Origin of the sequence: Ottowia cancrivicina (genome assembly GCF_029813755.1) — a bacterium.
Classification (GTDB): domain Bacteria; phylum Pseudomonadota; class Gammaproteobacteria; order Burkholderiales; family Burkholderiaceae_C; genus Ottowia; species Ottowia massiliensis.
Map to the genome: position 1 here is coordinate 24,823 of NZ_JARVII010000004.1, position 20,877 is coordinate 45,699.

At 66.1% G+C, this 20,877-nt stretch carries 21 protein-coding genes; 16 read left to right on the forward strand and 5 right to left on the reverse strand.

Annotated features, from left to right (window positions below; all coding sequences use genetic code 11):
- Positions 1–3,015 carry a translation initiation factor IF-2 gene (gene infB, locus QB898_RS03185; RefSeq protein WP_279523759.1) on the forward strand — a complete coding sequence of 1,005 codons (3,015 nt, stop codon included), beginning with the start codon at positions 1–3 and terminating at the stop codon, positions 3,013–3,015.
- A 143-nt stretch (positions 3,016–3,158) separates the two neighbouring features.
- On the opposite strand, the gene QB898_RS03190 is transcribed toward infB, so the two are convergent.
- Complete coding sequence (locus tag QB898_RS03190; RefSeq protein ID WP_279523760.1) at positions 3,159–3,419, reverse strand: hypothetical protein; 261 nt, start codon at positions 3,417–3,419, stop codon at positions 3,159–3,161.
- A 6-nt stretch (positions 3,420–3,425) separates the two neighbouring features.
- Here QB898_RS03190 and rbfA point away from each other — a divergent pair, with 6 nt between their 5' ends.
- The 6 genes from rbfA (at position 3,426) to QB898_RS03220 (ending at position 8,692) form a co-directional block, all read left to right on the forward strand.
- Positions 3,426–3,803, forward strand: a complete 378-nt coding sequence (gene rbfA / locus QB898_RS03195; protein WP_050714767.1) for a 30S ribosome-binding factor RbfA — start codon at positions 3,426–3,428, stop codon at positions 3,801–3,803.
- A complete protein-coding gene (gene truB / locus QB898_RS03200) occupies positions 3,800–4,771 on the forward strand; it encodes a tRNA pseudouridine(55) synthase TruB (protein WP_050714768.1) in 972 nt (323 codons plus the stop codon). The genes rbfA and truB overlap by 4 nt, the downstream gene beginning before the upstream one ends.
- Complete coding sequence (locus QB898_RS03205) at positions 4,761–5,357, forward strand: cold shock domain-containing protein (RefSeq protein ID WP_279523761.1); 597 nt, start codon at positions 4,761–4,763, stop codon at positions 5,355–5,357. The genes truB and QB898_RS03205 overlap by 11 nt, the downstream gene beginning before the upstream one ends.
- A 32-nt stretch (positions 5,358–5,389) precedes the next feature.
- Complete coding sequence (locus QB898_RS03210; protein WP_279523762.1) at positions 5,390–5,887, forward strand: O-acetyl-ADP-ribose deacetylase; 498 nt, start codon at positions 5,390–5,392, stop codon at positions 5,885–5,887.
- A gap of 186 nt (positions 5,888–6,073) precedes the next feature.
- The gene (gene typA, locus QB898_RS03215; RefSeq protein WP_279523763.1) at positions 6,074–7,903 is read left to right on the forward strand and encodes a translational GTPase TypA; all 1,830 of its coding nucleotides are present in this window, start codon (positions 6,074–6,076) and stop codon (positions 7,901–7,903) included.
- 276 nt (positions 7,904–8,179) lie between these two features.
- Positions 8,180–8,692, forward strand: a complete 513-nt coding sequence (locus tag QB898_RS03220) for a disulfide bond formation protein B (protein WP_279523764.1) — start codon at positions 8,180–8,182, stop codon at positions 8,690–8,692.
- 92 nt (positions 8,693–8,784) lie between these two features.
- Here the strand turns inward: QB898_RS03220 and gltS are convergent, their stop codons facing one another.
- From gltS to QB898_RS03240, 4 genes are all read right to left on the reverse strand, one after another.
- Entirely contained in the window at positions 8,785–10,011 is a 1,227-nt protein-coding gene (gene gltS / locus QB898_RS03225) for a sodium/glutamate symporter (protein ID WP_279523765.1), read from the reverse strand.
- A gap of 338 nt (positions 10,012–10,349) precedes the next feature.
- Positions 10,350–11,057 (reverse strand): DUF484 family protein, encoded by a 708-nt coding sequence (locus QB898_RS03230; protein ID WP_050714773.1) that lies wholly within the window; start codon positions 11,055–11,057, stop codon positions 10,350–10,352.
- Positions 11,058–11,079: 22 nt separating this feature from the next.
- Positions 11,080–11,982, reverse strand: coding sequence for a diaminopimelate epimerase (dapF, locus tag QB898_RS03235; RefSeq protein WP_279523766.1), 903 nt, complete (start codon positions 11,980–11,982; stop codon positions 11,080–11,082).
- 214 nt (positions 11,983–12,196) lie between these two features.
- A complete protein-coding gene (locus QB898_RS03240; protein ID WP_279523767.1) occupies positions 12,197–12,655 on the reverse strand; it encodes a type II secretion system protein N in 459 nt (152 codons plus the stop codon).
- Positions 12,656–12,858: 203 nt separating this feature from the next.
- Between QB898_RS03240 and gspG the strand changes: the two genes are divergently transcribed.
- The 9 genes from gspG to cysD all read left to right on the forward strand — a co-directional run bounded on the left by gspG (position 12,859) and on the right by cysD (position 20,791).
- Positions 12,859–13,341, forward strand: coding sequence for a type II secretion system major pseudopilin GspG (gene gspG / locus QB898_RS03245; protein ID WP_279523768.1), 483 nt, complete (start codon positions 12,859–12,861; stop codon positions 13,339–13,341).
- A gap of 109 nt (positions 13,342–13,450) precedes the next feature.
- Positions 13,451–13,930 carry a prepilin-type N-terminal cleavage/methylation domain-containing protein gene (locus tag QB898_RS03250; RefSeq protein ID WP_279523769.1) on the forward strand — a complete coding sequence of 160 codons (480 nt, stop codon included), beginning with the start codon at positions 13,451–13,453 and terminating at the stop codon, positions 13,928–13,930.
- Positions 13,931–13,943: 13 nt separating this feature from the next.
- Positions 13,944–14,330, forward strand: coding sequence for a type II secretion system minor pseudopilin GspI (gspI, locus tag QB898_RS03255; protein ID WP_279523770.1), 387 nt, complete (start codon positions 13,944–13,946; stop codon positions 14,328–14,330).
- Between the two features lie 8 nt (positions 14,331–14,338).
- Positions 14,339–15,145, forward strand: a complete 807-nt coding sequence (locus QB898_RS03260; RefSeq protein ID WP_279523771.1) for a PulJ/GspJ family protein — start codon at positions 14,339–14,341, stop codon at positions 15,143–15,145.
- A 218-nt stretch (positions 15,146–15,363) separates the two neighbouring features.
- The gene (gene gspK / locus QB898_RS03265; protein ID WP_279523772.1) at positions 15,364–16,386 is read left to right on the forward strand and encodes a type II secretion system minor pseudopilin GspK; all 1,023 of its coding nucleotides are present in this window, start codon (positions 15,364–15,366) and stop codon (positions 16,384–16,386) included.
- A 380-nt stretch (positions 16,387–16,766) separates the two neighbouring features.
- Positions 16,767–18,611, forward strand: a complete 1,845-nt coding sequence (locus tag QB898_RS03270; protein WP_279523773.1) for a nitrite/sulfite reductase — start codon at positions 16,767–16,769, stop codon at positions 18,609–18,611.
- Between the two features lie 34 nt (positions 18,612–18,645).
- The gene (locus tag QB898_RS03275; protein ID WP_279523774.1) at positions 18,646–19,128 is read left to right on the forward strand and encodes a DUF934 domain-containing protein; all 483 of its coding nucleotides are present in this window, start codon (positions 18,646–18,648) and stop codon (positions 19,126–19,128) included.
- Positions 19,125–19,796 carry a phosphoadenosine phosphosulfate reductase domain-containing protein gene (locus QB898_RS03280; RefSeq protein ID WP_279523775.1) on the forward strand — a complete coding sequence of 224 codons (672 nt, stop codon included), beginning with the start codon at positions 19,125–19,127 and terminating at the stop codon, positions 19,794–19,796. Before QB898_RS03275 ends, QB898_RS03280 begins: the two co-directional genes overlap by 4 nt.
- Positions 19,797–19,873: 77 nt before the next feature.
- Positions 19,874–20,791 carry a sulfate adenylyltransferase subunit CysD gene (cysD, locus tag QB898_RS03285; protein WP_279523776.1) on the forward strand — a complete coding sequence of 306 codons (918 nt, stop codon included), beginning with the start codon at positions 19,874–19,876 and terminating at the stop codon, positions 20,789–20,791.
- Positions 20,792–20,877 lie beyond the last annotated feature (86 nt).

The window sequence follows — 20,877 nt, forward strand, 5'->3', positions numbered from 1 at the left end:
ATGTCGAACATCACAGTCGCTGAATTGGCGAATGAACTCAAACGCTCCGTGGGCAAGCTGCTGGAGCAATTGCAGGCGGCCGGAGTCAAAAAATCCTCGGGCGGCGACGTCCTGACCGAAACGGACAAGAAAAAGCTGCTGGACCATCTGCAAACCAGCCACGGCACCGTCGCGCCCGCCCGCAAGAAAATCACGCTGACCAAGAAAACCACCAGCGAAATCAAGCAGGCTGACGCCACCGGCAAAGCCCGCACCATTCAGGTGGAAGTGCGCAAAAAACGCACCTTCATCAAGCGCGATGACGAGCCGGCCGCCGCGCCCCAAACGCCTTCGCCCTCCCCTGCTGCCGAGGCTGCCAGACCTGCTGCGTCTGCGGTCGCAGCTCCTGCGTCGCCAGTGATTGGCGCGGCTGAAGCCGCCCGCCGCGAGGAAGAAGCGCGCCGCCACGCCGAGCTGCTGCGCCGCCAGGAAGCCGAAGCCGCCGAAAAACGCCGTTTGCGTGAAGAGCAGGACGCACGCCGTCAGGCTGAAGCCGCCCAGCCTGCCCCCGAAGAAACCAAGCCGCAAGAAACGCCGGCCGCTCCTCAAGCGCCTGCGCCGCAAGCGTCAGCTGCAGATTCCGTGCCGCCCTCCGCGCCCGCCGCAACCCAGACCAAGCCGCCCAAGACGGCTGAACCCGAGGCCGCTCCCGAAACCGTCTCCTCCGCTGCGCCCGCTTCCGGGTCTGCTCCGGCCAAGGGAACCGCCGCTCCTGCGGCCCGGAAGGCTGCAACAGGCGGCGCGGCCAAGCCTGTCTCTTCATCTGCTACAGCGCCCGCCGCAGTAGCAGAACCCGCCAAGCCCAGCCCGGAAGAAGAAGCCGCCCGCCAGCGCGAGCAGGAAGAGCGCCGCCGCAAGGCCATGGCTGAAGCCGAAGCCATTCGCAGCATGATGAACAAGCCGCGCAAAGTGCTGGTGGCCAAGAAGCCTGAAAGCGCCAAGAAAGCGGCTGAAGCGTCCAAAGACGGCGGCAAGCCTGCCAAGACAGGCGGCGTCAGCGCGGCCCGTCAGGGCAGCGCGCCCGCAGGCGGCAGCAAGGAAGTCAAATCCGCCAAGCTGTCCTCCAGCTGGGCGGGCGAGCCTGGCAAGAAAAAAGGCATTCCCACGCGCGGCGATGCTTCCGGCGGCGTGGGCCGCAACAACTGGCGTAGCGGCCCAAAAAGCCGCCGCAGCGAACGCGACAGCCAGCAGGCCGCCCAAGCAGCGCCCGCAGAGCATCGCGTGCTGGAAGTGCATGTGCCGGAAACCATCTCCGTGGCCGAGCTGGCGCACAAGATGGCCGTCAAGGCATCCGAAGTCATCAAGACGCTGATGAAGATGGGCCAGATGGTCACCATCAACCAGCCGCTCGACCAGGACACGGCCATGATCGTCGTCGAAGAAATGGGCCACACCGCCGTGGTGGCCGCGCTGGACGACCCCGAGGCCTTCACCGACGAAGAAGTGCAGGCCCAGTCCGCCGAGGCCCTGCCGCGTGCGCCCGTGGTCACCGTCATGGGCCACGTGGACCACGGCAAGACCTCGCTGCTTGACTACATCCGCCGCGCCAAGGTGGCCGCCAGCGAAGCGGGCGGCATCACCCAGCACATTGGCGCCTACCACGTCAAGACGCCGCGCGGCATCGTCACTTTCCTGGACACGCCCGGCCACGAAGCCTTCACGGCCATGCGCGCACGCGGTGCGCAGGCCACCGACATCGTGATCCTGGTGGTGGCCGCCGACGACGGCGTGATGCCGCAAACGCGCGAAGCCATCAAGCATGCCAAGGCGGCGGGCGTGCCCATCGTCGTGGCGCTGACCAAGGCCGACAAGCCCGAAGCCAATGTGGAGCGCGTGACCAGCGAACTCGTGGCCGAAGAAGTCGTGCCCGAAAGCTACGGCGGTGACTCGCCCTTCATTGCCGTATCCAGCAAAACCGGCATGGGCATTGACGACCTGCTCGAAAACGTGCTGCTGCAAGCCGACGTGCTGGAACTCAAGGCCCCGGTGGACGCCGCCGCCAAGGGCCTGGTGATCGAAGCGCGGCTTGACAAAGGCCGTGGTCCCGTGGCCTCGGTCCTCGTGCAGTCCGGCACGCTGAAAGTGGGCGACGTGGTGCTGGCCGGCCAAACCTCCGGCCGCGTGCGCGCCATGCTGAATGAAGACGGCAAGCCCGTCAAAGAAGCGGGTCCCTCCATCCCGGTCGAAATCCAGGGCCTGGCCGACGTGCCGCAGGCTGGCGACGAATTCATGGTGCTGGCCGATGAGCGCCGCGCCCGTGAAATCGCCACCTACCGCGCCGGCAAGTTCCGCAACACCAAGCTCGCGCGGCAGCAGGCGGCCAAGCTGGAAAACGTGTTCGCCGACATGTCGGCTGATGAAGTCAAGCAGCTGCCCATCATCATCAAGGCCGACGTGCAAGGCTCGCAGGAAGCGCTGTCCGCCTCGCTGCTCAAGCTCAGCACGGATGAAGTCAAAGTGCAGGTGGTCTATGCCGCCGTGGGCGGCATCAGCGAAAGCGATGTGAACCTGGCCATTGCCTCCAACGCCATCGTGCTGGGCTTCAACGTCCGCGCCGAAGCGGGCGCGCGCAAGCTGGCCGAGGCCAACGACGTCGAAATCCGCTACTACAACATCATCTACGACGCGGTGGACGACCTGAAAGCCGCCATGAGCGGCATGCTCGCGCCCGAGCAGAAGGAAGAAGTCATCGGCTCCGCCGAAATCCGCACCGTGTTCGTGGCCTCCAAGATCGGCACCGTGGCCGGCTCCTACGTCACCAGCGGCGTGGTGCGGCGCGACGCCCACTTCCGCCTGCTGCGCGACCACGTGGTGATCTACACCGGCGAGCTTGAATCGCTCAAGCGCATGAAAGACGACGTGCGCGAAGTCAAGGAAGGCTTCGAGTGCGGCATCAAGCTCAAGAACTACAACGACATCCGCGAAGGCGACCAGCTCGAATTCTTTGAAATCAAGGAAATCGCGCGCACGCTGTAAGAACCTGTCCAGAATCCGCCCGTGCACCGGTTCTTGCAGCTGCCCTTGCCTTGGAAACCATCGTTTATTTCGCTACCAGTTTGATAGTGTTGAGTCCTATAAAACTGTGCGATGGAGGCATTTTCAAGGCCCTGAATTTGCTCTCAAAAACAGAGTGCTGCGCGCAAGGCCGTATCCGGTTTGCGCTTTTGCGCCCACGGACAGACCCTGAAGGGATTCCAGGCCGGAATCTGTCCGCCCTGAAGCAGGCTGGAAACCGGCGCCAGCCTTTGAAAATGCACGGCGGCAGCGATCAGAGAACGTACGGCAGCCACTCTCAAATAATCAGCCCGCAGCCAGGCCGCAAACAGGCTGAAGCGCTTGCCTTCTTGCCCTTTGACTTTTAACGCGCCCGCCACGCGCATACAGCCATGCACCGGAAACACTCCACACCCAACCGCAGTTTTCGCATCGCCGACCAGATTCAGCGCGACCTGGCCGAGCTGATCGCGCGCGAAGTCAAAGACCCGCGCATTGGCATGCTCACGCTCAACGCCGTCGAAATCACGCCCGACTACGCCCACGCCAAGGTCTATTTCAGCCTGCTCACCGGCGACGCCCAGCAAACGCAAGACGCCCTCAACCACGCTGCCGGCCACCTGCGCAACCTGCTCTTCAAGCGCCTGCACATCCACACCGTGCCCACGCTGCATTTCATTTTTGACCGCACCACCGAACACGCGGCCGATCTGAACGCCCTCATCGCCAAGGCGGTGGCCTCGCGTTCCAAGGAAGACGACACGCCATGACCGCCGCCCCACGCGCACGGGTGCAGCGGCGTCCCGTGCACGGGGTGCTGCTGCTTGACAAACCGCTGGGCCTGTCCAGCAACCAGGCGCTGCAAAAAGCCAAATGGCTGCTGCGCGCCGAAAAAGCCGGCCACACCGGCACGCTGGATCCTCTGGCCAGCGGCGTGCTGCCCCTGTGCTTTGGCGCAGCCACCAAATTCAGCGCCGGGCATCTGGACGCCGACAAGTCCTACGCCGCCACGCTGCGCCTGGGCCTCACCACCACCACGGGCGACGCCGAAGGCGAAATCACCGCCCGCCGCCCCGTGCCCGCCATCACGCCAGCGCAGCTCGAAGCCGTGCGCCAGCGCTTTCTGGGCCGCATCGCCCAAGTGCCCCCCATGCACAGCGCGCTGAAAAAAGACGGCAAGCCGCTTTACGAATACGCCCGCGCGGGCGTGCAAGTGGAGCGCGCCGCGCGCGAAGTGCAAGTGCATGCCTTGAACCTGGCCCTGTCGCTGGATGAACAAGGCCGGGCCGCCATTGAAATGGAAGTGACATGCAGCAAAGGCGCCTACATCCGCACCCTGGGCGAAGACATCGGCGCCGCCCTGGGCTGCGGCGGCCACCTGACGGCCCTGCGCCGCACCGCCACCGGCCCGTTCACGCTCGCGCAGTGCATCACGCTGGAAGCGCTGCAAGCCCTGCCCGAAGACCAGCGCCTCGCTGCCCTGCTGCCCGTGCAAGCCCTGCTGCCCGGCTTTGCCGCCATCACCCTCGGCCATGACGACGCCGCCCGCTTCTTGACCGGCCTGCGCCGCCGCGGCCCCTGGCCCGATGCGCCGCAAGTGGCCGTGTTCGGCAAGCAACCCCGCGCCCTGCTGGGCACGGCACAAGTCAAGACAGGGGAGTTGATTGCGGTGCGTTTGCTCAGCCCGATGGAAGTAAAGCAGATGCTGGCGCAACAAGGAGAACGTGATGCGATTTGAAGGTGTTGTTTCCCGCTGGAACGATGATCGAGGCTTTGGCTTTCTCAAAGCTTTTGGCAACGATGATGCAGAAGTTTTTGTGCATATCTCCGAGTTCCCTAAGGACGGGCGGCGGCCGACGGTGGGCGAGCGTGTGTCGTTTGAGGTGGTGACTGGCGAAAAAGGCAAGAAGAAGGCCAAAAACCTGTTTTGTCCGGATAGACCCAAGGCTCGATCTGACAAAGCGGACAAGCAGCTTCATGCGCGAAGAAGACACTCGAAAGCCAGGGAATCAACGTCTTGGCCTGGAAACGTGTTTTGGGTTGTGCTGCTGGTGATTGGCACTGCCGTGGCTTACCAGTATATGAAGAGAGAATGGAGCGAAAGGCAGCATCGGCAAGAACTGCGCCAGATGTCGAGCAGCACTCCCGTAGTCCCTGTGCAAGCCACTTCGTCCGTCTATCGGTGTGATGGCCGCACACATTGTTCGCAGATGACTTCGTGTGAAGAAGCCAAGTTTTTTATCAATCATTGCCCGGGCACAAAGATGGACAGTGACAATGATGGCGTTCCTTGCGAGTCGCAATGGTGCAGTGGTGGCTGGTAACGCTTCGGACATGTCGTGTTAAAGGTTGAGCCATGACCCGACTTTTTGCCCTCCAGGCCGATATCACCACGCTGGCCGTGGATGCCATTGTGAATGCCGCCAATTCGTCGCTGCTGGGCGGCGGCGGGGTGGATGGGGCCATTCACCGCGCCGCCGGGCTTGAATTGCTGCAAGAGTGCCGCCAGCTGGGCGGCTGCCCCACGGGGCAGGCCCGCATCACCGGCGCTTACGGCCTGCCGTGCCGCCACGTCATCCACACCGTGGGGCCAGTCTGGCATGGCGGCCATGCGGGCGAGGCGCAAAAACTGCACAGCTGCTACACGCACTGCCTTGATTTGGCCGCGCAGCACGGCCTCAAAACCCTGGCTTTTCCGTGCATCAGCACCGGCGTTTATGGCTATCCGAAAGAAGCGGCCGCCGAAATCGCCCTTCAGGCCGTCCGCGCCCATCCGGCGCTGGGGCAATTGGACGAAATCATGTTCTGCTGTTTCAGCCCAACCGATTTGGCGATTTACCAGCGGCTGATTTGATTTTTACAAAGAGATTTTCATGCTTCGCATCATTCGCCATATCGCCTATTTTCTTCATGTGGATCGCGGCAAGCGCGGGCATGATGGATCCGTTTTTTGTTTTTCATTCCGGCGGGGCGCGCCTGATTTCTGATTTATTTTTTCGTCCCATCGCCGCTTTATTTTCTTTTGATTGAGTTCTGATTCATGTCTTCCCAAATTCGCAATATCGCCATCATCGCCCACGTGGACCACGGCAAAACCACCATGGTTGATCAATTGCTGCGCCAATCCGGCACTTTTGCCGACCACGAAAAAGTGGTGGATACCGTGATGGACAGCAACGCCATCGAGCGCGAGCGGGGCATCACCATCCTGGCCAAGAACTGCGCCGTTTCCTGGCGGGGCACGCACATCAACATCGTCGATACGCCCGGCCACGCGGACTTTGGCGGCGAGGTGGAGCGCGCCCTGAGCATGGTCGATGGCGTGCTGCTGCTCATCGACGCGCAGGAAGGCCCCATGCCGCAAACGCGCTTTGTCACCAAAAAGGCGCTGGCGCTGGGGCTTAAACCCATCGTGGTAGTCAACAAGGTGGACAAGCCCGGCGCCGACCCGGACAAGGTGATCAACGCCGCATTCGACCTGTTCGACAAGCTGGGCGCCACGGACGAGCAGCTGGACTTTCCCGTGGTGTATGCCAGCGGCATCAACGGCTGGTCTTCTCTGGAAGAAGGCGCGCCCGGCGAGCAGTGGGGGCCGGACATGACGGCGCTATTCGAGACCATCCTCAAGCACGTGCCGCCGCACGAAGGCGACCGCAACGCGCCGCTGCAACTGCAAATTTCGGCGCTGGACTATTCCACGTTCGTGGGCCGCATTGGCGTGGGCCGCGTGAACGCGGGCACCATCCGGGCGGGCATGGACGTGCTGGTCATGGAAGGCCCGCAAGGCAGGCAAACCAAGGGCCGCGTGAACCAGGTGCTCACCTTCGAGGGGCTGGACCGCGTGCAGGTGAAAGAGGCCTACCCGGGCGACATCGTGCTCATCAACGGCATTGAAGACATCAACATTGGCGCCACCGTCACCGACCCGGCCAGCCCGCAGCCGCTGCCCATGCTCAAGATTGACGAGCCGACGCTGACCATGAACTTTTGCGTCAACACCAGCCCGCTGGCCGGGCGCGAAGGCAAATACGTCACCAGCCGCCAAATCTGGGACCGCCTGCAAAAAGAGCTGCAAAGCAACGTGGCCCTGCGCGTGCGGGAAACGGCCGAAGACGGCGTGTTTGAAGTCTCGGGCCGGGGCGAGCTGCACCTGACCATCCTGCTGGAAAACATGCGCCGCGAAGGCTACGAGCTGGCCGTGAGCAAGCCGCGCGTGGTCTTTCGCGAAATAGACGGGCAAAAGTGCGAACCCATTGAGCTGGTCACCGCCGACGTGGAAGAAGGTCACCAGGGCGGCGTGATGCAGGCGCTGGGCGAGCGCAAGGGCGAGCTGGTGAACATGGAGCCGGACGGGCGCGGCCGCGTGCGGCTGGAATACCGCATACCGGCGCGCGGCCTCATTGGCTTTTCCAACGAATTTCTCAACCTCACGCGCGGCAGCGGGCTGATTTCCAACATCTTCGACGGCTACGAACCCTTCAAGGGCGATGTGGGCGGCCGCAAAAACGGCGTGCTCATCAGCATGGACGACGGCGAAATCTTCACCTACGCCCTGGGCAAGCTCGATGACCGGGGCCGCATGTTCGTGAAAGCGGGCGACCCGGTCTATGAAGGCATGATCGTGGGCATTCACAACCGCGACAACGACATCGTCGTCAACGCCACGCGCACCAAGCAGCTCACAAACTTCCGCGTCAGCGGCAAGGAAGACGCCATCAAAGTCACGCCCCCCATCGAGCTGACGCTGGAATACGGCGTGGAATTCATCGAAGACGACGAACTCGTCGAAATCACCCCCAAAAGCATCCGCCTGCGCAAGCGCCACCTCAAAGAGCACGAACGCAAGCGCGCCAGCCGCGAAGGAGCGTGAGCGCCTATTCAGAAAACCTCCCGCGCTCCTTGAGCTTGCGTTCCCGTTCTGTTTACACGCCTGATTCCGCTCTTTTATGCGTGATTAAAAGAGCAAAAAGACGCCTCTTTTCGACAAGTTCGGTTTGCCTTGTCTGGTGCGCGCAAGCTTGAGATGGCGGAGGGCCGAGCAGAAGGCTGCGATGGGCAAACGCAAGCGCCGCACCAGCCAGGCTGGCGGAACCCGCTGCCAGGCCCCCGCTCCAAACGCCACGCTTCACACTCGCTTTGAATGACCATGAACCTCATCCGACAAATCCTCGCCGCTCCGCGCCGCCTTTACCTGGCCATCAGCGCCACCTGCCTGGGCATGCTGGCCTTTGGCGTGCTCTACCTCCAGGGCATGGTGGGCCTGCAACCGTGCCCCATGTGCATCGTGCAGCGCGAGGCGCTGATTGCCGTGGCGGTGTTCAGCGCCCTGGCGGCGGCTTGCAAGCCGGGCGGCTGGCAGCGCGGCTTTGGCGTGCTGGCGCTGCTGTTTGCCGTGCTGGGCGCTTTCACGGGCGGACGGCAAAGCTGGCTGCAATGGAATCCGCCCGCGTTTTCCGCATGCGGGCGAGGCGACCTCTACGGCATGATCGAATCCATGCCCATTGGCCGTCTGCTGCCATCCATCTTCAAAGGCAGCGGCGACTGCGCCGCCGTGGACTGGACGCTGCTGGGCGGCAGCATCGCCAATTGGTCCTTCATGTGGTTTGCCTTCTGCACAGCGCTGCTGCTGGCGCTGGCGCTGCGCCGCAAGGCAGGCTGAAGGCGCCCCCGGCCTCATCCACAGCAAACAAAAACGGCGCGCCATCTGGCGCGCCGTTTTTCTTTCAGCGGCTGAGGCCGCTTGCGGGGCGTTCAGCTCACCCAGGCAATGACTTTGAGCGCGCCTTGCAGCAGCAGCGCATTGACGATATCCACAAAAAACGCACCCACCATCGGCACGATCAGGAAGGCTTTGTGCGAGGGACCGAAGCGGTCGGTCAGCGCCTGCATGTTGGCCACTGCCGTGGGCGTGGCGCCCAGGCCGAAGCCGCAGTGGCCGGCAGCCAGCACGGCGGCGTCGTAGTCGCCGCCCATGGCGCGGTAGGTCACATACGTGGCGTACAGCGCCATCACCACCGTCTGCGCGGCCAAAATGAACATCACCGGCACGGCCAGCCCGGCCAGCTCCCACAGCTTGAGCGAAAGCAGGGCCATCGCCAGAAACAGCGATAGCGCGATGTTGCCGAACACGTCAATGGCGCGATCAAACATGTTCACGCCAAAAATCAGCACCAGGCCATTGCGCACCAGCACGCCGCCGGCCAGCGCCCACACGAACTGCGGCAGCTGAAAGAACGTGCCTTGCGCCACCTTGAACATGATGTCGGAAAACGCCAGGCAGGCGGCAAACATGGCCAGCGTTTGCAGGCCCGATTCCGCCGTGATCAGGCGCTGCTGGTGCGGGCGCTCGAACACCACTTCCTGATCGCCGGCGGCAGGCTTGCTGTCATCAATGCCCGCCAGGCCCGGCGTGGGCTTGCCGCGAATCAAACGCCGTGCCACAGGGCCGCCCAGCAGGCCACCCATCACCAGGCCAAACGTGGCGCAGGCCATGCCCAGCGTGATGGCGCCTTGCACGCCAGCGGCTTCCAGGTCTTTGCCCCAGGCGCCCGCCGTGCCGTGGCCGCCCGTGAGCGTGATCGAGCCGGCCACCAGGCCGATGCGCGGATCCAGCCCCAGCGCCGAAGCCATGACCGTTCCCACCACGTTCTGCACGATGATGAAAGCTGACACCGCGATGATGAAAATCACCAGCGGCCTGCCGCCCTGGCGCAGCCGCGCGAAATCGGCGGACAGGCCAATGGACGAGAAAAACACCAGCATGAAGGCGTCCTGCAAGGGCTTTTCAAACTGGAAATTCACGCCCTGCACGGTATGCACGCCAAACAGCACCAGCGCGGCCACCAGGCCGCCGGCCACCGGCTCCGGAATGTTGAAATCCTGCAAGAACTTGATCTTGCGCACCAGCCAGCTGCCCAGCAGCAGCACCAGCACTGCCGCAATCAGCGTGTAGTACGCGTTGAACGTCAGAGTCGTCATAGGCATTTCCCTTTCATCGGTTGCAGTGAAAAGCGGCGATTGTCACATTTGGGAGCAAAGACTTGAGAACCTGTTCACAGTTTGTCCATGACGCGAAAGTGCCCCCCCGGCCCGCAGCCCTTCATGGCAAGGCGGCATGCGCGCGGGGCTGAACGCGCCGTGCCATTTCCGCTCCGCTATTCGTAGCAAGATGTCCTGGTGGATGCAGCGCGGAGTGGCCTTTTGACCCCTACAAATTCGCTCCTGTTTCTGATGCCGCCCAGAGACCGCCTGCCGCACGGGCAGGCCTTCGGACGGGCGGGTTCACGCGCCGGGCCGCTGCCTGGCGCACGCGCCCGTCAGTCCTCATCGCGCAGCCGCGAGAGCGCTGCGCTGGCAATTTCGCTGATGCGCTCCAGAAAATCCGTGGCCATACCCGCTTCATAGCGGTGGCTGTCGGGCGAGGCGAGGATGAGCAAGCCAAAAGCGCCCTGGCTCGCCCCTGGCTTGCGCAACGGCAGCAGCGCCAGCGAGGCCGCTTCCTGCGGCGCGGGCAGCCACTGCACGGCATCAAAGCCGGTGTTCACGCCGCAATAAGGCGCGGCCAGCGAGGCGGCCAGGCTCTTCACGTCATCGCTGACGCCCTGCGCAAAAGGCTCGCCCGCATAGACGCTGGCCACCTCCCACGCCTTGAGGGCGACCTGGGGCACGCCGAACTGCGCCTGAAGCTCGCTGACCATGACGGCGGGCAGATCAATGGGCCGGTGCGCGAGAAACAGCTGCCGCGCCCAGCGCTGGAGCTTGTCGGCAATCAGCATGTTTTCGTTGCCGTAGCGCACCATCTCCATCAGGCGGCGCTCCAGCAGCGCGATTTTTTCGCGCAGGGCCTCGGCCTGGCGCTCTTGCAGGCTGATGGTGCGCCCGCCGTTGGGGCTGGCCAGCTGCACGCGGGTGAGCAGCTCGGCATGGCGCTCGAAAAAGCCGGGTTCGGCTAGCAGGTACTGGGCGATGGCGTTTTCGTCCACGCCGTCATGCACTTCAGGATGGGGGTTGTGGTTTTCGGTCATCTCGGGTTTTCCTTTTTTCCCGTCAGCGCGCGGGCGGCTGCGGCGCGCCGGGAAGATCGATTTCGCCGTGAAACACGGTTTGCGCCGGGCCGGTCAGGAACACGGCATCGCGCTCGCCGCCTGCCCATTCAATGGTCAGCAGGCCGCCGCGCGCGTGCACATCCACCCGCTCATCCAGCAGGCCCAGGCGGCGGCCCGCCACCACGGCGGCGCAAGCGCCGGTGCCGCAGGCCAGCGTTTCGCCAGCGCCGCGCTCCCACACGCGCAGACGGATCTGGCGGCGATCCAGCACCTGCATGAACCCTGCATTGACGCGGCGCGGAAAGGCCGGGTGCGTTTCAATCAGCGGGCCTTGCTCGGCCACGGGGGCGGTATCTGCCTGCGCCACCACCTGCACGGCGTGCGGATTGCCTATGGACAGCACGGCGACAGAAACCATGCACGCCGCGCCGCGCCCGCCCGCCTGCTCCAGCGCCAGCGGCCACACCTGCCAGCCGCCCTCGGCCAGCGGCGTCAGTCCTGCGGAATCGAAAGGCACGCGGGGCAGATCAAACACCGGCGCGCCCATGTTCACGCGCACGCGGCCATCAGGCTGCTCGGCCAGTTCGATCACGCCGTTTTTCACTTTCACGCGCACAGGGTTGCGGACCGTCAGCCCCTGCCCGCGCACGTAGCGCACAAAGCAGCGCGCGCCGTTGCCGCAGTGCTCCACCTCGCCGCCATCGGCGTTGTGGATGACGTATTCAAAATCCACATCCGGCGCGGGCGCGGGCCGCACGCTCAGAATCTGGTCGGCCCCCACGCCAAAGTGGCGGTCGGCCAGAAAACGGTATTGATCCGCCGTCAGGTTCAGCAGCGCGGCCGTTTCGTCAAGCACCACGAAATCATTGCCCGCCCCCTGCATTTTGGTAAAGCGCACTCGCATGGCGGCGGATTATCAGGCGCGCCCGGCCGCCGTATTCCCTTGGTCGCCGCGCCCCTGCGCCCGGCCCGGCAGATGCGCTTTGCCCCCGAATCAATAGCGGCCTGCGCCTCTTTCACCAGGGCCTGCGGGCCAGGCGCCTGTTCATGATCTGACCGTGAGGGGCGGCAGTGCGCCGCACCCACGGGCAGATTGCAGGCAGGCGGCTCCCGGGGCGTCAGGGCGCGCGGCGCGCGGGCGGGGCGGGTTCGGGCATTTGCAGGCGCATCTGGCGGCCATCGCCCGCGTCCAGAACCGCGCTGCGGCGCAAGACGGCTTGCAGCGTCCAGCCGCCGGGCAGCTTCGCGCCCACGCGGTAGGGCTTGGGGGGCTGGCCCTGTTCGGCAATGAGCGCCGCGCCGCGTTCGCTGCCGTGAGCGACCACGCCTGCCAGCGCGTAGCGGGCGTCAGGCGGCGCGGCCTGAACCGTTGGCGGGGCGTCATCTGCCGCGCCCAGGCCACGGGCCACGGCCTGCGCGTCAAGCGGGGGCATGCCGGGCGCGGCTGTGGCGGCCGCAGCGGGCGGGGCGCTGCTGGCAGCGTGCAGCGCCCAGTACAGCGCGCTGCCAGCGGCCAGCGCCCACAGCAGCAGCGCGGCCAGGGCGGGGGCGAATCGGTTCAGCGCCGGGCGTGCCATCAGGAAAAATACGGAGACCGGCGGGCGGCGCTCCTGAACAGGGGCAAAGACATGCGCCGATTATCATTGAGCGCACTCTTGATGGCGGCCCGTCCGCCGTCTGTTCGCGGCCTTCTTTTCTGATCCGTTTCCGGCTGCTTCCCGGCCCGCTTTGGGTGCACTTCCGCCCTGCTCCAGGCGTGCGCTGCGGCGCTTTTTCGCTTATGAATACTGCCTTTTCCGCCCTTTCCCGCATCTGCTCTCGCGCCCATCTCAGCGCCCGTTCCCGCGCCCGCCAGCGCGGGGCTGGCTTCACCCTGATCGAGCTGATGGTGGTGCTGGTCATCATTGGCGTGCTGGGCGCGCTGATCGTGCCCAATTTGCTGGACCGCACGGACGACGCGCGCGCCACCGCCGCCCGCACGGACGTGAACAACATCGTGCAGGCGCTCAAGCTCTACAAGCTGGACAACCTGCGCTACCCCACCGCCGAGCAGGGCTTGCAGGCGCTCATCGCCCGCCCCAGCGCGCCGCCCGAGCCGCGCAACTGGCGCGTGTACCTGGAAAAGCTGCCCAATGACCCGTGGGGCAACCCGTATCAGTACCTGAACCCGGGCGTCAAGGGCGAGGTGGACGTGATGAGCTTTGGCGCCGACGGCAAAAGCGGCGGCGAGGGGCGCGACGCCGACATTGGCAGCTGGCAGTGAGAAGGGCATATTTTTGCTCCTGGTTCCATAGCATGATGTCCTAGAGGAATCTGCGCGAGATGCCTTTTCAGAGGCCTGAATCCGCTCCTCTTTTTGACGCCCAATCTTGATGCCCAACCGCATGCCCGCCGAACACGCGCTTTGCCGCAGCCGGGGCTTTACCCTCATCGAGCTGGTGGTCACCGTCGCCGTGATCGCGCTGGGCGTTTCGCTGGCGGCCATTGCGCTGCGCGACAGCGCGGCTTCGGCGCTGGAGCGCGACGCAGCGCGGCTGGCGGCGCTGCTGGAATCGGCCCGCGCCCTCTCGCGCGCCACGGGGGTGGCGGTGACCTGGCGGCCCGCCGCGCAAGGCTTTGTGTTTGAAGGCGTGCCGCCCGGCGGCAGCCCCTGGCCCACGCAGTGGCTGGACGCCGCCACCGCCGCGCAGGGCAACGCGGCGCTGCTGCTGGGGCCTGACCCCATCATCGGCCCGCAGGCCGTGGCGCTGCACCGCGCGGGCAGCCCGGCCACGCTGCAAGTGGCCACCGACGGGCTGCGCCCCTTTGCCGTCAGCGCCCCGGGCGGCCCAGCCGATGCGCGCCAGCCCTGAACAAGGCCCGGCCATGCCTGCATTCGCCCTCACTCGCAGCAAGAGAGCTGTCTGCGGCGGCTTCACGCTGGTGGAAGTGATGGTGGCCCTGTCCATCACCGCCATCGCGCTGGTAGCGGGGCTGAAGGCCGCAGGCGCGCTCGCTGACAACGCGGCGCGGCAAAGCCGCGTGATGCTGGGGCAAATCTGCGCCGAAAACGCGCTGATCGAACTCAAGCTCACGCGCCAGTTTCCCGGCGCGGGCGACAGCACGCTGGCTTGCGAGCAGGCCGGGCAGGCGTTTGAAGTCACGCTGGCCGTGCGCGCCACGCCCAACCCCAACTTCCGCCGCGTCGAGGCCATCGTGCGCCAGCAGCAGCTCACGGTGGTGCAGGTTTCCACGCTCATCGGGCGTTACTGAGGCAAGCGATGGCGGCCCGCATGCAGCCCTGCCGGGGGTTCACCCTGATCGAAGTGCTGGTGGCGCTGGCCATCATGGCCGTCATGGCCGTCATGAGCTGGCAGGCCATCGACGGCATGACGCGCGCGCAAGAAAGGGCGCGCGCACATGCCGACGGCACGCTGGCGCTGCAAGCGGCCTTCGCGCAGTGGCACGCCGATCTGGACGCCATGATGGTCTGGCCCCAGCAACTGGCCGCCGCCGCAGCCCCGCCGGGCAACCCATCCGGCAGCCCATCCGGCGGCAGCTCATCGAGCAGCGCCGAACCGCTGGCCGCCCGCAGCCTGGCGTGGGACGGGCGCGTGCTGCGCATCACCCGCAGCGCCCCCCTGCCCCTGCCTGCTCCCCTTTCCGCCGCGCCCGGCGGCCCGCCCGCCACGGCCCGCCCGCCCGCGCCCAGCGCCTTGCGCGTGGTGGCCTGGACGCGCAGCGCCACAAGCGGCCAGTGGTGGCGCTGGCAATCGCACCCCGTGCGCACCTGGAACGAATGGGCCAGCGCCTGGCAGGCCGCGCAAGGCTGGAGCCAGACGCCCGAGCGCCCCGTCAGCGCCGGGCAGGCCGTGGCCATTGCCGCGCTGCAAGACTGGCAGCTCTACTACTTTCTGGACAACGCCTGGTTCAACCCCCTGTCCAGCTCCGCCCAGGGCGAAGCGCAGCTGGCGCGCGTGCCCGAAGCCATCCGCCTGAATCTCACCCTGGCCGAAGGGCAGGCGCTGACCGGCCCCGTGATGCTGGACTGGCTTTCGCCCACTTTCACGCCCACGGCGGGCATGTGAATATTGAATCCAGCCCCTTGTATTGAATCCAGCCCCTTGAAACACCCGGAAAGAAAAATCGCAACAAAGGCGGCAACCCTCGCGCAAAACGCCCTTTTTCAAAATGCTTTTTTCAAATCGCCCCGTTTTCCCGCCCTGCTTCCAATAGTCCAATAGCGCCCGCCTTGAAAAAATCCTGAAACCCGCCTGCCATCAACAGCAAAAAAACCCGTCCGCCCATGAAAAAACGCCCTTTCACAGCCAGCGAAGCCGCCGTCTCCCGGCCAGGCGCGGCGCAGCGCGGCGCGGCGCTGCTGGCGGCCATGCTCACCGTCGCGCTGGTGGCCACGCTGGCCGCCGCCGCCATGTGGCAGCAATGGCGCGGCGTGGAAGTGGAAGCGGCCGAGCGCACGCGCGTGCAATCGGCCTGGCTGCTGGGCGGCGCGCTCGACTGGGGGCGGCTCATCCTGCGCGTGGACGACGACCGCCAGGCCGACCACCTGGGCGAGCCTTGGGCCGTGCCGCTGGCCGAAGCGCGCATCTCCACCTTCCTCACCGCAGGCGCCGACACCAGCGACCTGGGGCGCGATGCCTTTCTCTCCGGCGGCATAGCCGACTTGCAGGCCCGCATGAACGTGCTGCACCTGGTGCCCCAGGCCGGCGCCCCGCCGCAAGAAGCGCAGCAAAGCCGCCAGCGCTTCGAGCGCCTGTTTGCCCTGCTGGGCCTGCCCGCGCATGAGCTGGACGCCCTCGCCGAACACCTGAACAAAGCCGCCAGCGCCCTGGCCCAGCCCGCCCAGCAAGGCCAGGCCGCGCTGGCCGCGCCCATGCCCTTGCGCGCCGATCAGCTCGGCTGGCTGGGCGTGCCGCCCGCCACACTCGCGGCGCTGCTGCCGCACATCACCTTGCTGCCGCAGCGCACGCCCGTCAATCTGAACACCGCCAGCGCCGAAGTCATCCACGCCGTCACCGGCATCGACCTGGCCAGCGCCCAGCGCATGGCCGCCGCGCGCGCCGCCAGGCCGTTCAAAAGCATTGCCGACGCCGCCCAGGCCGCCGGCGGCGCACAGCAGCCAGTGCGCGAATGCCCCGCCCAGTGGTGCGACGTGCTCTCCAGCTTCTTTGAAGTGCAGGGCCGCCTGCGGCTGGATGACGTGGCCTTGCAGGAAACCGCCGCCGTGCAGCGCGGCCAGGGCCGCCATCCGCCCGTCACCGTCCTCTGGCGCCAGCGCCAGCCGCTGACCGGGCTGAAAGAAGACTGACCAGGCAAGGCATGGCCGGAACGCTGGCCGCTATTTTCGCTCCTTTATCCATAGCATGATGTCCTGGTGGAAACTGCGGGAACCGGTATTTTTGACCCCCTGAATCAGCTCCTCTTTTTGGTGCTTCCAGACGGGCGGCGCCTGCGATTCAGGCCCGGCTCTCATGCACCCGCCGCCCGGCCCGGCCTTGCCTGCGGCCACGTCCGCCAACCCTGGGGCCGTGTTGGCAGGCGGCGGCGCTTTATGCCGTTTGGCGCATAAGGCACTAACCAAAAAATCGTTCCCTTTGGCGCGGCGCGTGCCTACAGTGCGGGGCTTGTTTTTTCGCAAAACCGCTCGCGGCCAGGCCGTGGGCGGGCTTGCTTCCCACAAAGCCCACCATGTACGTCAAAACCGAATTCGATTTGCAACTCATCCGCCAGCGGGCGGCGCAGTTTCGCGATCAGCTCTCGCGCTGGCAGCGCGGGGAGCTGTCGGAAGACCAGTTCAAGCCGCTGCGGCTGCAAAACGGCTGGTATGTGCAGCGCTACGCGCCCATGCTGCGCGTGGCGGTGCCTTATGGCGAAATCAGCAGCGCGCAGATGCGGGTGCTGGCGCGGGTGGCGCGCGAGTTCGATCAGCCGGAGCCGGGCCTGTTTGCCGAGGCGCAGGCCCGGCAAGACGCCTTGCAGGCCCGCCAGCCGGGGCTGACGCTGGATGCGCCGCCGCTGCGCTACGGCTACGGCCACTTCACCACGCGCACCAACGTGCAATACAACTGGATTCCGCTGGCCAGGAGCGCCGATGTGATGGACTTGCTGGCCACCGTGGGGCTGCACGGCATTCAGACCAGCGGCAACTGCATCCGCAATATCTGCACCGACGCGCTGGCGGGCATTGCGCCCGATGAGCTGGCCGATCCGCGCCCCTTCGCCGAAATCTTGCGGCAGTGGAGCACGCTGCATCCCGAATTCGCTTTTCTGCCGCGCAAGTTCAAGGTGAGCCTGAACGGCGCGGCCGAAGACCGCGCGGCGCTGGGCTGGTACGACGTGGGCCTGCAACTGGTGAAAGACGATGCGGGCGCGCTGGGCTTCAAGGTGCGCGCTGGCGGCGGCATGGGGCGCACGCCGGTCATCAGCGCGGTGCTGCGCGAGTTTTTGCCCTGGGATCAGATCCTGAACTATCTGGAAGCCATCATCCGCGTCTACAACCGCTATGGCCGCCGCGACAACGTGTGGAAGGCGCGCATCAAGATACTGGTCAAGGCCGAAGGGCAGAGCTTCATTGACGCGGTGGAGGCCGAATACCGCGCCATCGTCGAGCACGACGGCGCGCCGCACACCATTCCGCAAGCCGAGCTGGAGCGCGTGTCCGCGTGCTTTGCGCCGCCCGCGCTGGCGGGTGAAGACGCGCCCGCCGTGGCGCCGCAGCAGCCGGTTGATGTGAATGCCCTGCCCTACCAGCGCTGGCTGGCGCGCAATGTGCAGGCCCACCGCGACCCGCGCCTGGCCGTGGTGCATCTTTCCTTCAAGCGCCTGGGCATGGCCCCGGGCGACGCCGACGCCGCCACGATGGACGCCGTGGCCGATCTGGCCGACCGTTTTTCGGCGGGCGAAGTGCGCCTCACGCACGAGCAAAACCTGCTGCTGCCCTGGGTGCGCCGCGCCGATCTGCCCGCTCTTTACGAAGCGGCGCGCGCGCTGCGGCTGGCGCAGCCCAACATCGGGCTGATTACCGACATGATTTCCTGCCCCGGCGGCGACTTCTGCGCCCTGGCCAATGCGCGCTCCATTCCCATTGCCGCCGCGCTCATGGCCCTGTATGAAGACATCGACGAGGCCGAAGACCTGGGGCCGATTGACCTGAACATGAGCGGCTGCATCAACTCCTGCGGCCACCACCACAGCGGCCACATCGGCATTCTGGGCGTGGACAAAGACGGCAAGGAGTGGTACCAGATTACCCTAGGCGGCAGCGACGGCTCGCACCTGTCGGGCCGCGAGGGGCCGGGCAAGATCATCGGCCCGGCCTTCTCCGCCGCCGAAGTGCCTGACGTGGTGCAGGCCATCCTGAACACCTACCGCGAACTGCGCGACGGCAAAGAGCACTTCATCGACACCGTGCGCCGCCTGGGCCATGACCCTTTCAAGGCCGCCGCCAACGCCGCCCGCCACGCGCGGCCCGAAGACAAGCCCGCCAAGCCTGCCGCCGCCCCCGCTGCGGCCCAGCCCGCCGCCGTGGCCTGAGCGAGCGGCCCGGCACAACAAAGAAAGCGCCGCGATGAAAGAAACCATCCGCATCGTTGCCCCCGCTGAAAGCGAAGCCCCGGCGGGCAGCGCCGCTGAAAACCCCGCAGAAAACACTGCTGAAAACGCCTCTGAAAGCGCTGCTTGCGCCAGCGCCGCGCCCGCGCCCGGCGTTTTGCAAATCGCCAACGACGCCGACGTGCTCGCGCTGGCCGCCGAAGGCGCTTTGCAGGGCGTCACCTGCATCGAGCTGAACTTTCCCAAATTCACCGATGGCCGCGCCTACAGCCAGGCCGTGCTGCTGCGCCGCCGCCTGGGCTTTACCGGCGAGCTGCGCGCCACGGGCGACGTGCTCATCGACCAGCTTTTGCTCATGCAGCGCAGCGGCTTTACCAGCGCCGTGCTGGCCGCAGGCGTGAACGCCGAAGCCGCCCCGCGCCAGTTCGTGGTGTTTGACGAGTTCTACCAGGGCGACGCGCAGCAGCCCCGCCCCCACTTCGCACGGGAGGCCGAATGAACCGCGCCGCCGCAACAGCCGCCCCGGCCATGCCCGGCGCCGAAGAGCTGGCCCGCGTGAGCGATGAGCTGGGCCATGACGCCCCCGCCCTCACCGCCTGGGCGCTGGGCCTGGGCCAGCGCCTGGGGCTGCGCGCCATCGTCACCACCAACTTCCGGCCCTTCGAGGCCGTCATCCTGCACATGGCCTGCCGCGTGCAGCCCGATGTGCCCGTGGTGTGGATGGACAGCGGCTACAACACCGCCGCCACCTACCAGTTCGCCGACGCGCTCACGCGCCAGCTGGGCCTGAATTTGCACGCCTACCTGCCGCGCCGCACCCGCGCCCACCGCGAAGCGCTGGAAGGCCCCGCCCCCGCGCTGGACGACCCCCGCCACGCCGCCTTCACCGAAGAAGTGAAGCTGGAGCCTTTTGCGCGCGCGCTGCGCGAAATGGCCCCCCGCATCTGGCTCACCGCCTTGCGCGCCAGCGACAGCGACGAGCGCGCCCGCATGCAGCCCGTCAGCCTCAACCCCGACGGCCTCATCAAAGTCGCCCCCCTGCTGCACTGGAGCGCCAAAGACCTGCACGCCTACTGCCAGACCCACGGCCTGCCCAACAACTTTGACTACTTCGACCCCACCAAAGCCGAAGAGCGCCGCGAATGCGGCCTGCACCTGGCGCACTGAATCCCGCACGGAACCCCGCGCGCCAAGTGCCCGCCGCCCGGCCTTCCCCCAACACCGCCACTCACGCCCCCACGCCCATGAACGCACCTGCCCGCCACCTCTCGGCCGCCCATCTGGACGCGCTGGAAGAAGAAACCATCTTCATCCTGCGCGAAGCCGCCGCCGCTTTTGACCGCCCGGCGCTGCTTTTTTCCGGCGGCAAAGACTCGCTCGTCATGCTGCGCTGCGCCGAAAAAGCCTTTGGCGCGGGCCGCATCCCCTACCCGCTGCTCATGATTGACACGGGCCACAACTTCCCCGAAGTCACCGCCCTGCGCGACAAGCGCGCCGCCGAACTGGGGGCCGAACTCATCGTGCGCAGTGTGGAGGACAGCATCGCGCGCGGCACCGTGCGCCTGGCCCGCCCCGACGAAAGCCGCAACGCCCACCAGTCCGTCACCCTGCTCGAAGCCATTGAAGAATTCCGCTTCGACGCCCTCATGGGCGGCGCGCGGCGCGACGAAGAAAAAGCCCGCGCCAAAGAGCGCATCTTCAGCCACCGCGACAGCTTCGGCCAATGGCAGCCCAAAGCCCAGCGGCCCGAACTCTGGACGCTGTTCAACACCCGCCTGGCCCCCGGCGAGCACTTCCGCGTCTTTCCCATCAGCAACTGGACGGAGCTGGACGTGTGGCAATACATCGGTCGCGAAAACATCGAGCTGCCCAGCCTCTACTACGCCCACGAGCGCGACGTCATCGAACGCCGGGGCCTGCTCGTGCCCGTCACGCCCCTGACGCCGCCCCGGCCGGGCGAAACCGTGCAAAAACGCAGCGTGCGCTTTCGCACCGTGGGCGACATCACCTGCACCTGCCCCGTGCCCAGCACCGCCGCCACGCCCGCCGACATCATTGTGGAAACCCTGGCCGCCAGCGTCAGCGAACGCGGCGCCACCCGCATGGACGACCAGACCAGCGACGCCAGCATGGAAAAGCGCAAGCGCGACGGCTACTTCTGAACCGCCCCGCGCCCCACCCCGGCCAGCCCCACCCTTTCACCATCAAAAAAGATAGCGCACCGCGCCCATTCCACGGGGACTTCAGG

Coding starts and splice junctions, on each gene's coding strand:
- infB (WP_279523759.1), top strand. CDS start 1: ATGTCGAACATCACAGTCGCTGAATTGGCGAATGAACTCAAACGCTCC.
- QB898_RS03190 (WP_279523760.1), bottom strand. CDS start 3,419: ATGCGCGTGGCGGGCGCGTTAAAAGTCAAAGGGCAAGAAGGCAAGCGC.
- rbfA (WP_050714767.1), top strand. CDS start 3,426: ATGCACCGGAAACACTCCACACCCAACCGCAGTTTTCGCATCGCCGAC.
- truB (WP_050714768.1), top strand. CDS start 3,800: ATGACCGCCGCCCCACGCGCACGGGTGCAGCGGCGTCCCGTGCACGGG.
- QB898_RS03205 (WP_279523761.1), top strand. CDS start 4,761: ATGCGATTTGAAGGTGTTGTTTCCCGCTGGAACGATGATCGAGGCTTT.
- QB898_RS03210 (WP_279523762.1), top strand. CDS start 5,390: ATGACCCGACTTTTTGCCCTCCAGGCCGATATCACCACGCTGGCCGTG.
- typA (WP_279523763.1), top strand. CDS start 6,074: ATGTCTTCCCAAATTCGCAATATCGCCATCATCGCCCACGTGGACCAC.
- QB898_RS03220 (WP_279523764.1), top strand. CDS start 8,180: ATGAACCTCATCCGACAAATCCTCGCCGCTCCGCGCCGCCTTTACCTG.
- gltS (WP_279523765.1), bottom strand. CDS start 10,011: ATGACGACTCTGACGTTCAACGCGTACTACACGCTGATTGCGGCAGTG.
- QB898_RS03230 (WP_050714773.1), bottom strand. CDS start 11,057: ATGACCGAAAACCACAACCCCCATCCTGAAGTGCATGACGGCGTGGAC.
- dapF (WP_279523766.1), bottom strand. CDS start 11,982: ATGCGAGTGCGCTTTACCAAAATGCAGGGGGCGGGCAATGATTTCGTG.
- QB898_RS03240 (WP_279523767.1), bottom strand. CDS start 12,655: ATGGCACGCCCGGCGCTGAACCGATTCGCCCCCGCCCTGGCCGCGCTG.
- gspG (WP_279523768.1), top strand. CDS start 12,859: ATGAATACTGCCTTTTCCGCCCTTTCCCGCATCTGCTCTCGCGCCCAT.
- QB898_RS03250 (WP_279523769.1), top strand. CDS start 13,451: ATGCCCAACCGCATGCCCGCCGAACACGCGCTTTGCCGCAGCCGGGGC.
- gspI (WP_279523770.1), top strand. CDS start 13,944: ATGCCTGCATTCGCCCTCACTCGCAGCAAGAGAGCTGTCTGCGGCGGC.
- QB898_RS03260 (WP_279523771.1), top strand. CDS start 14,339: ATGGCGGCCCGCATGCAGCCCTGCCGGGGGTTCACCCTGATCGAAGTG.
- gspK (WP_279523772.1), top strand. CDS start 15,364: ATGAAAAAACGCCCTTTCACAGCCAGCGAAGCCGCCGTCTCCCGGCCA.
- QB898_RS03270 (WP_279523773.1), top strand. CDS start 16,767: ATGTACGTCAAAACCGAATTCGATTTGCAACTCATCCGCCAGCGGGCG.
- QB898_RS03275 (WP_279523774.1), top strand. CDS start 18,646: ATGAAAGAAACCATCCGCATCGTTGCCCCCGCTGAAAGCGAAGCCCCG.
- QB898_RS03280 (WP_279523775.1), top strand. CDS start 19,125: ATGAACCGCGCCGCCGCAACAGCCGCCCCGGCCATGCCCGGCGCCGAA.
- cysD (WP_279523776.1), top strand. CDS start 19,874: ATGAACGCACCTGCCCGCCACCTCTCGGCCGCCCATCTGGACGCGCTG.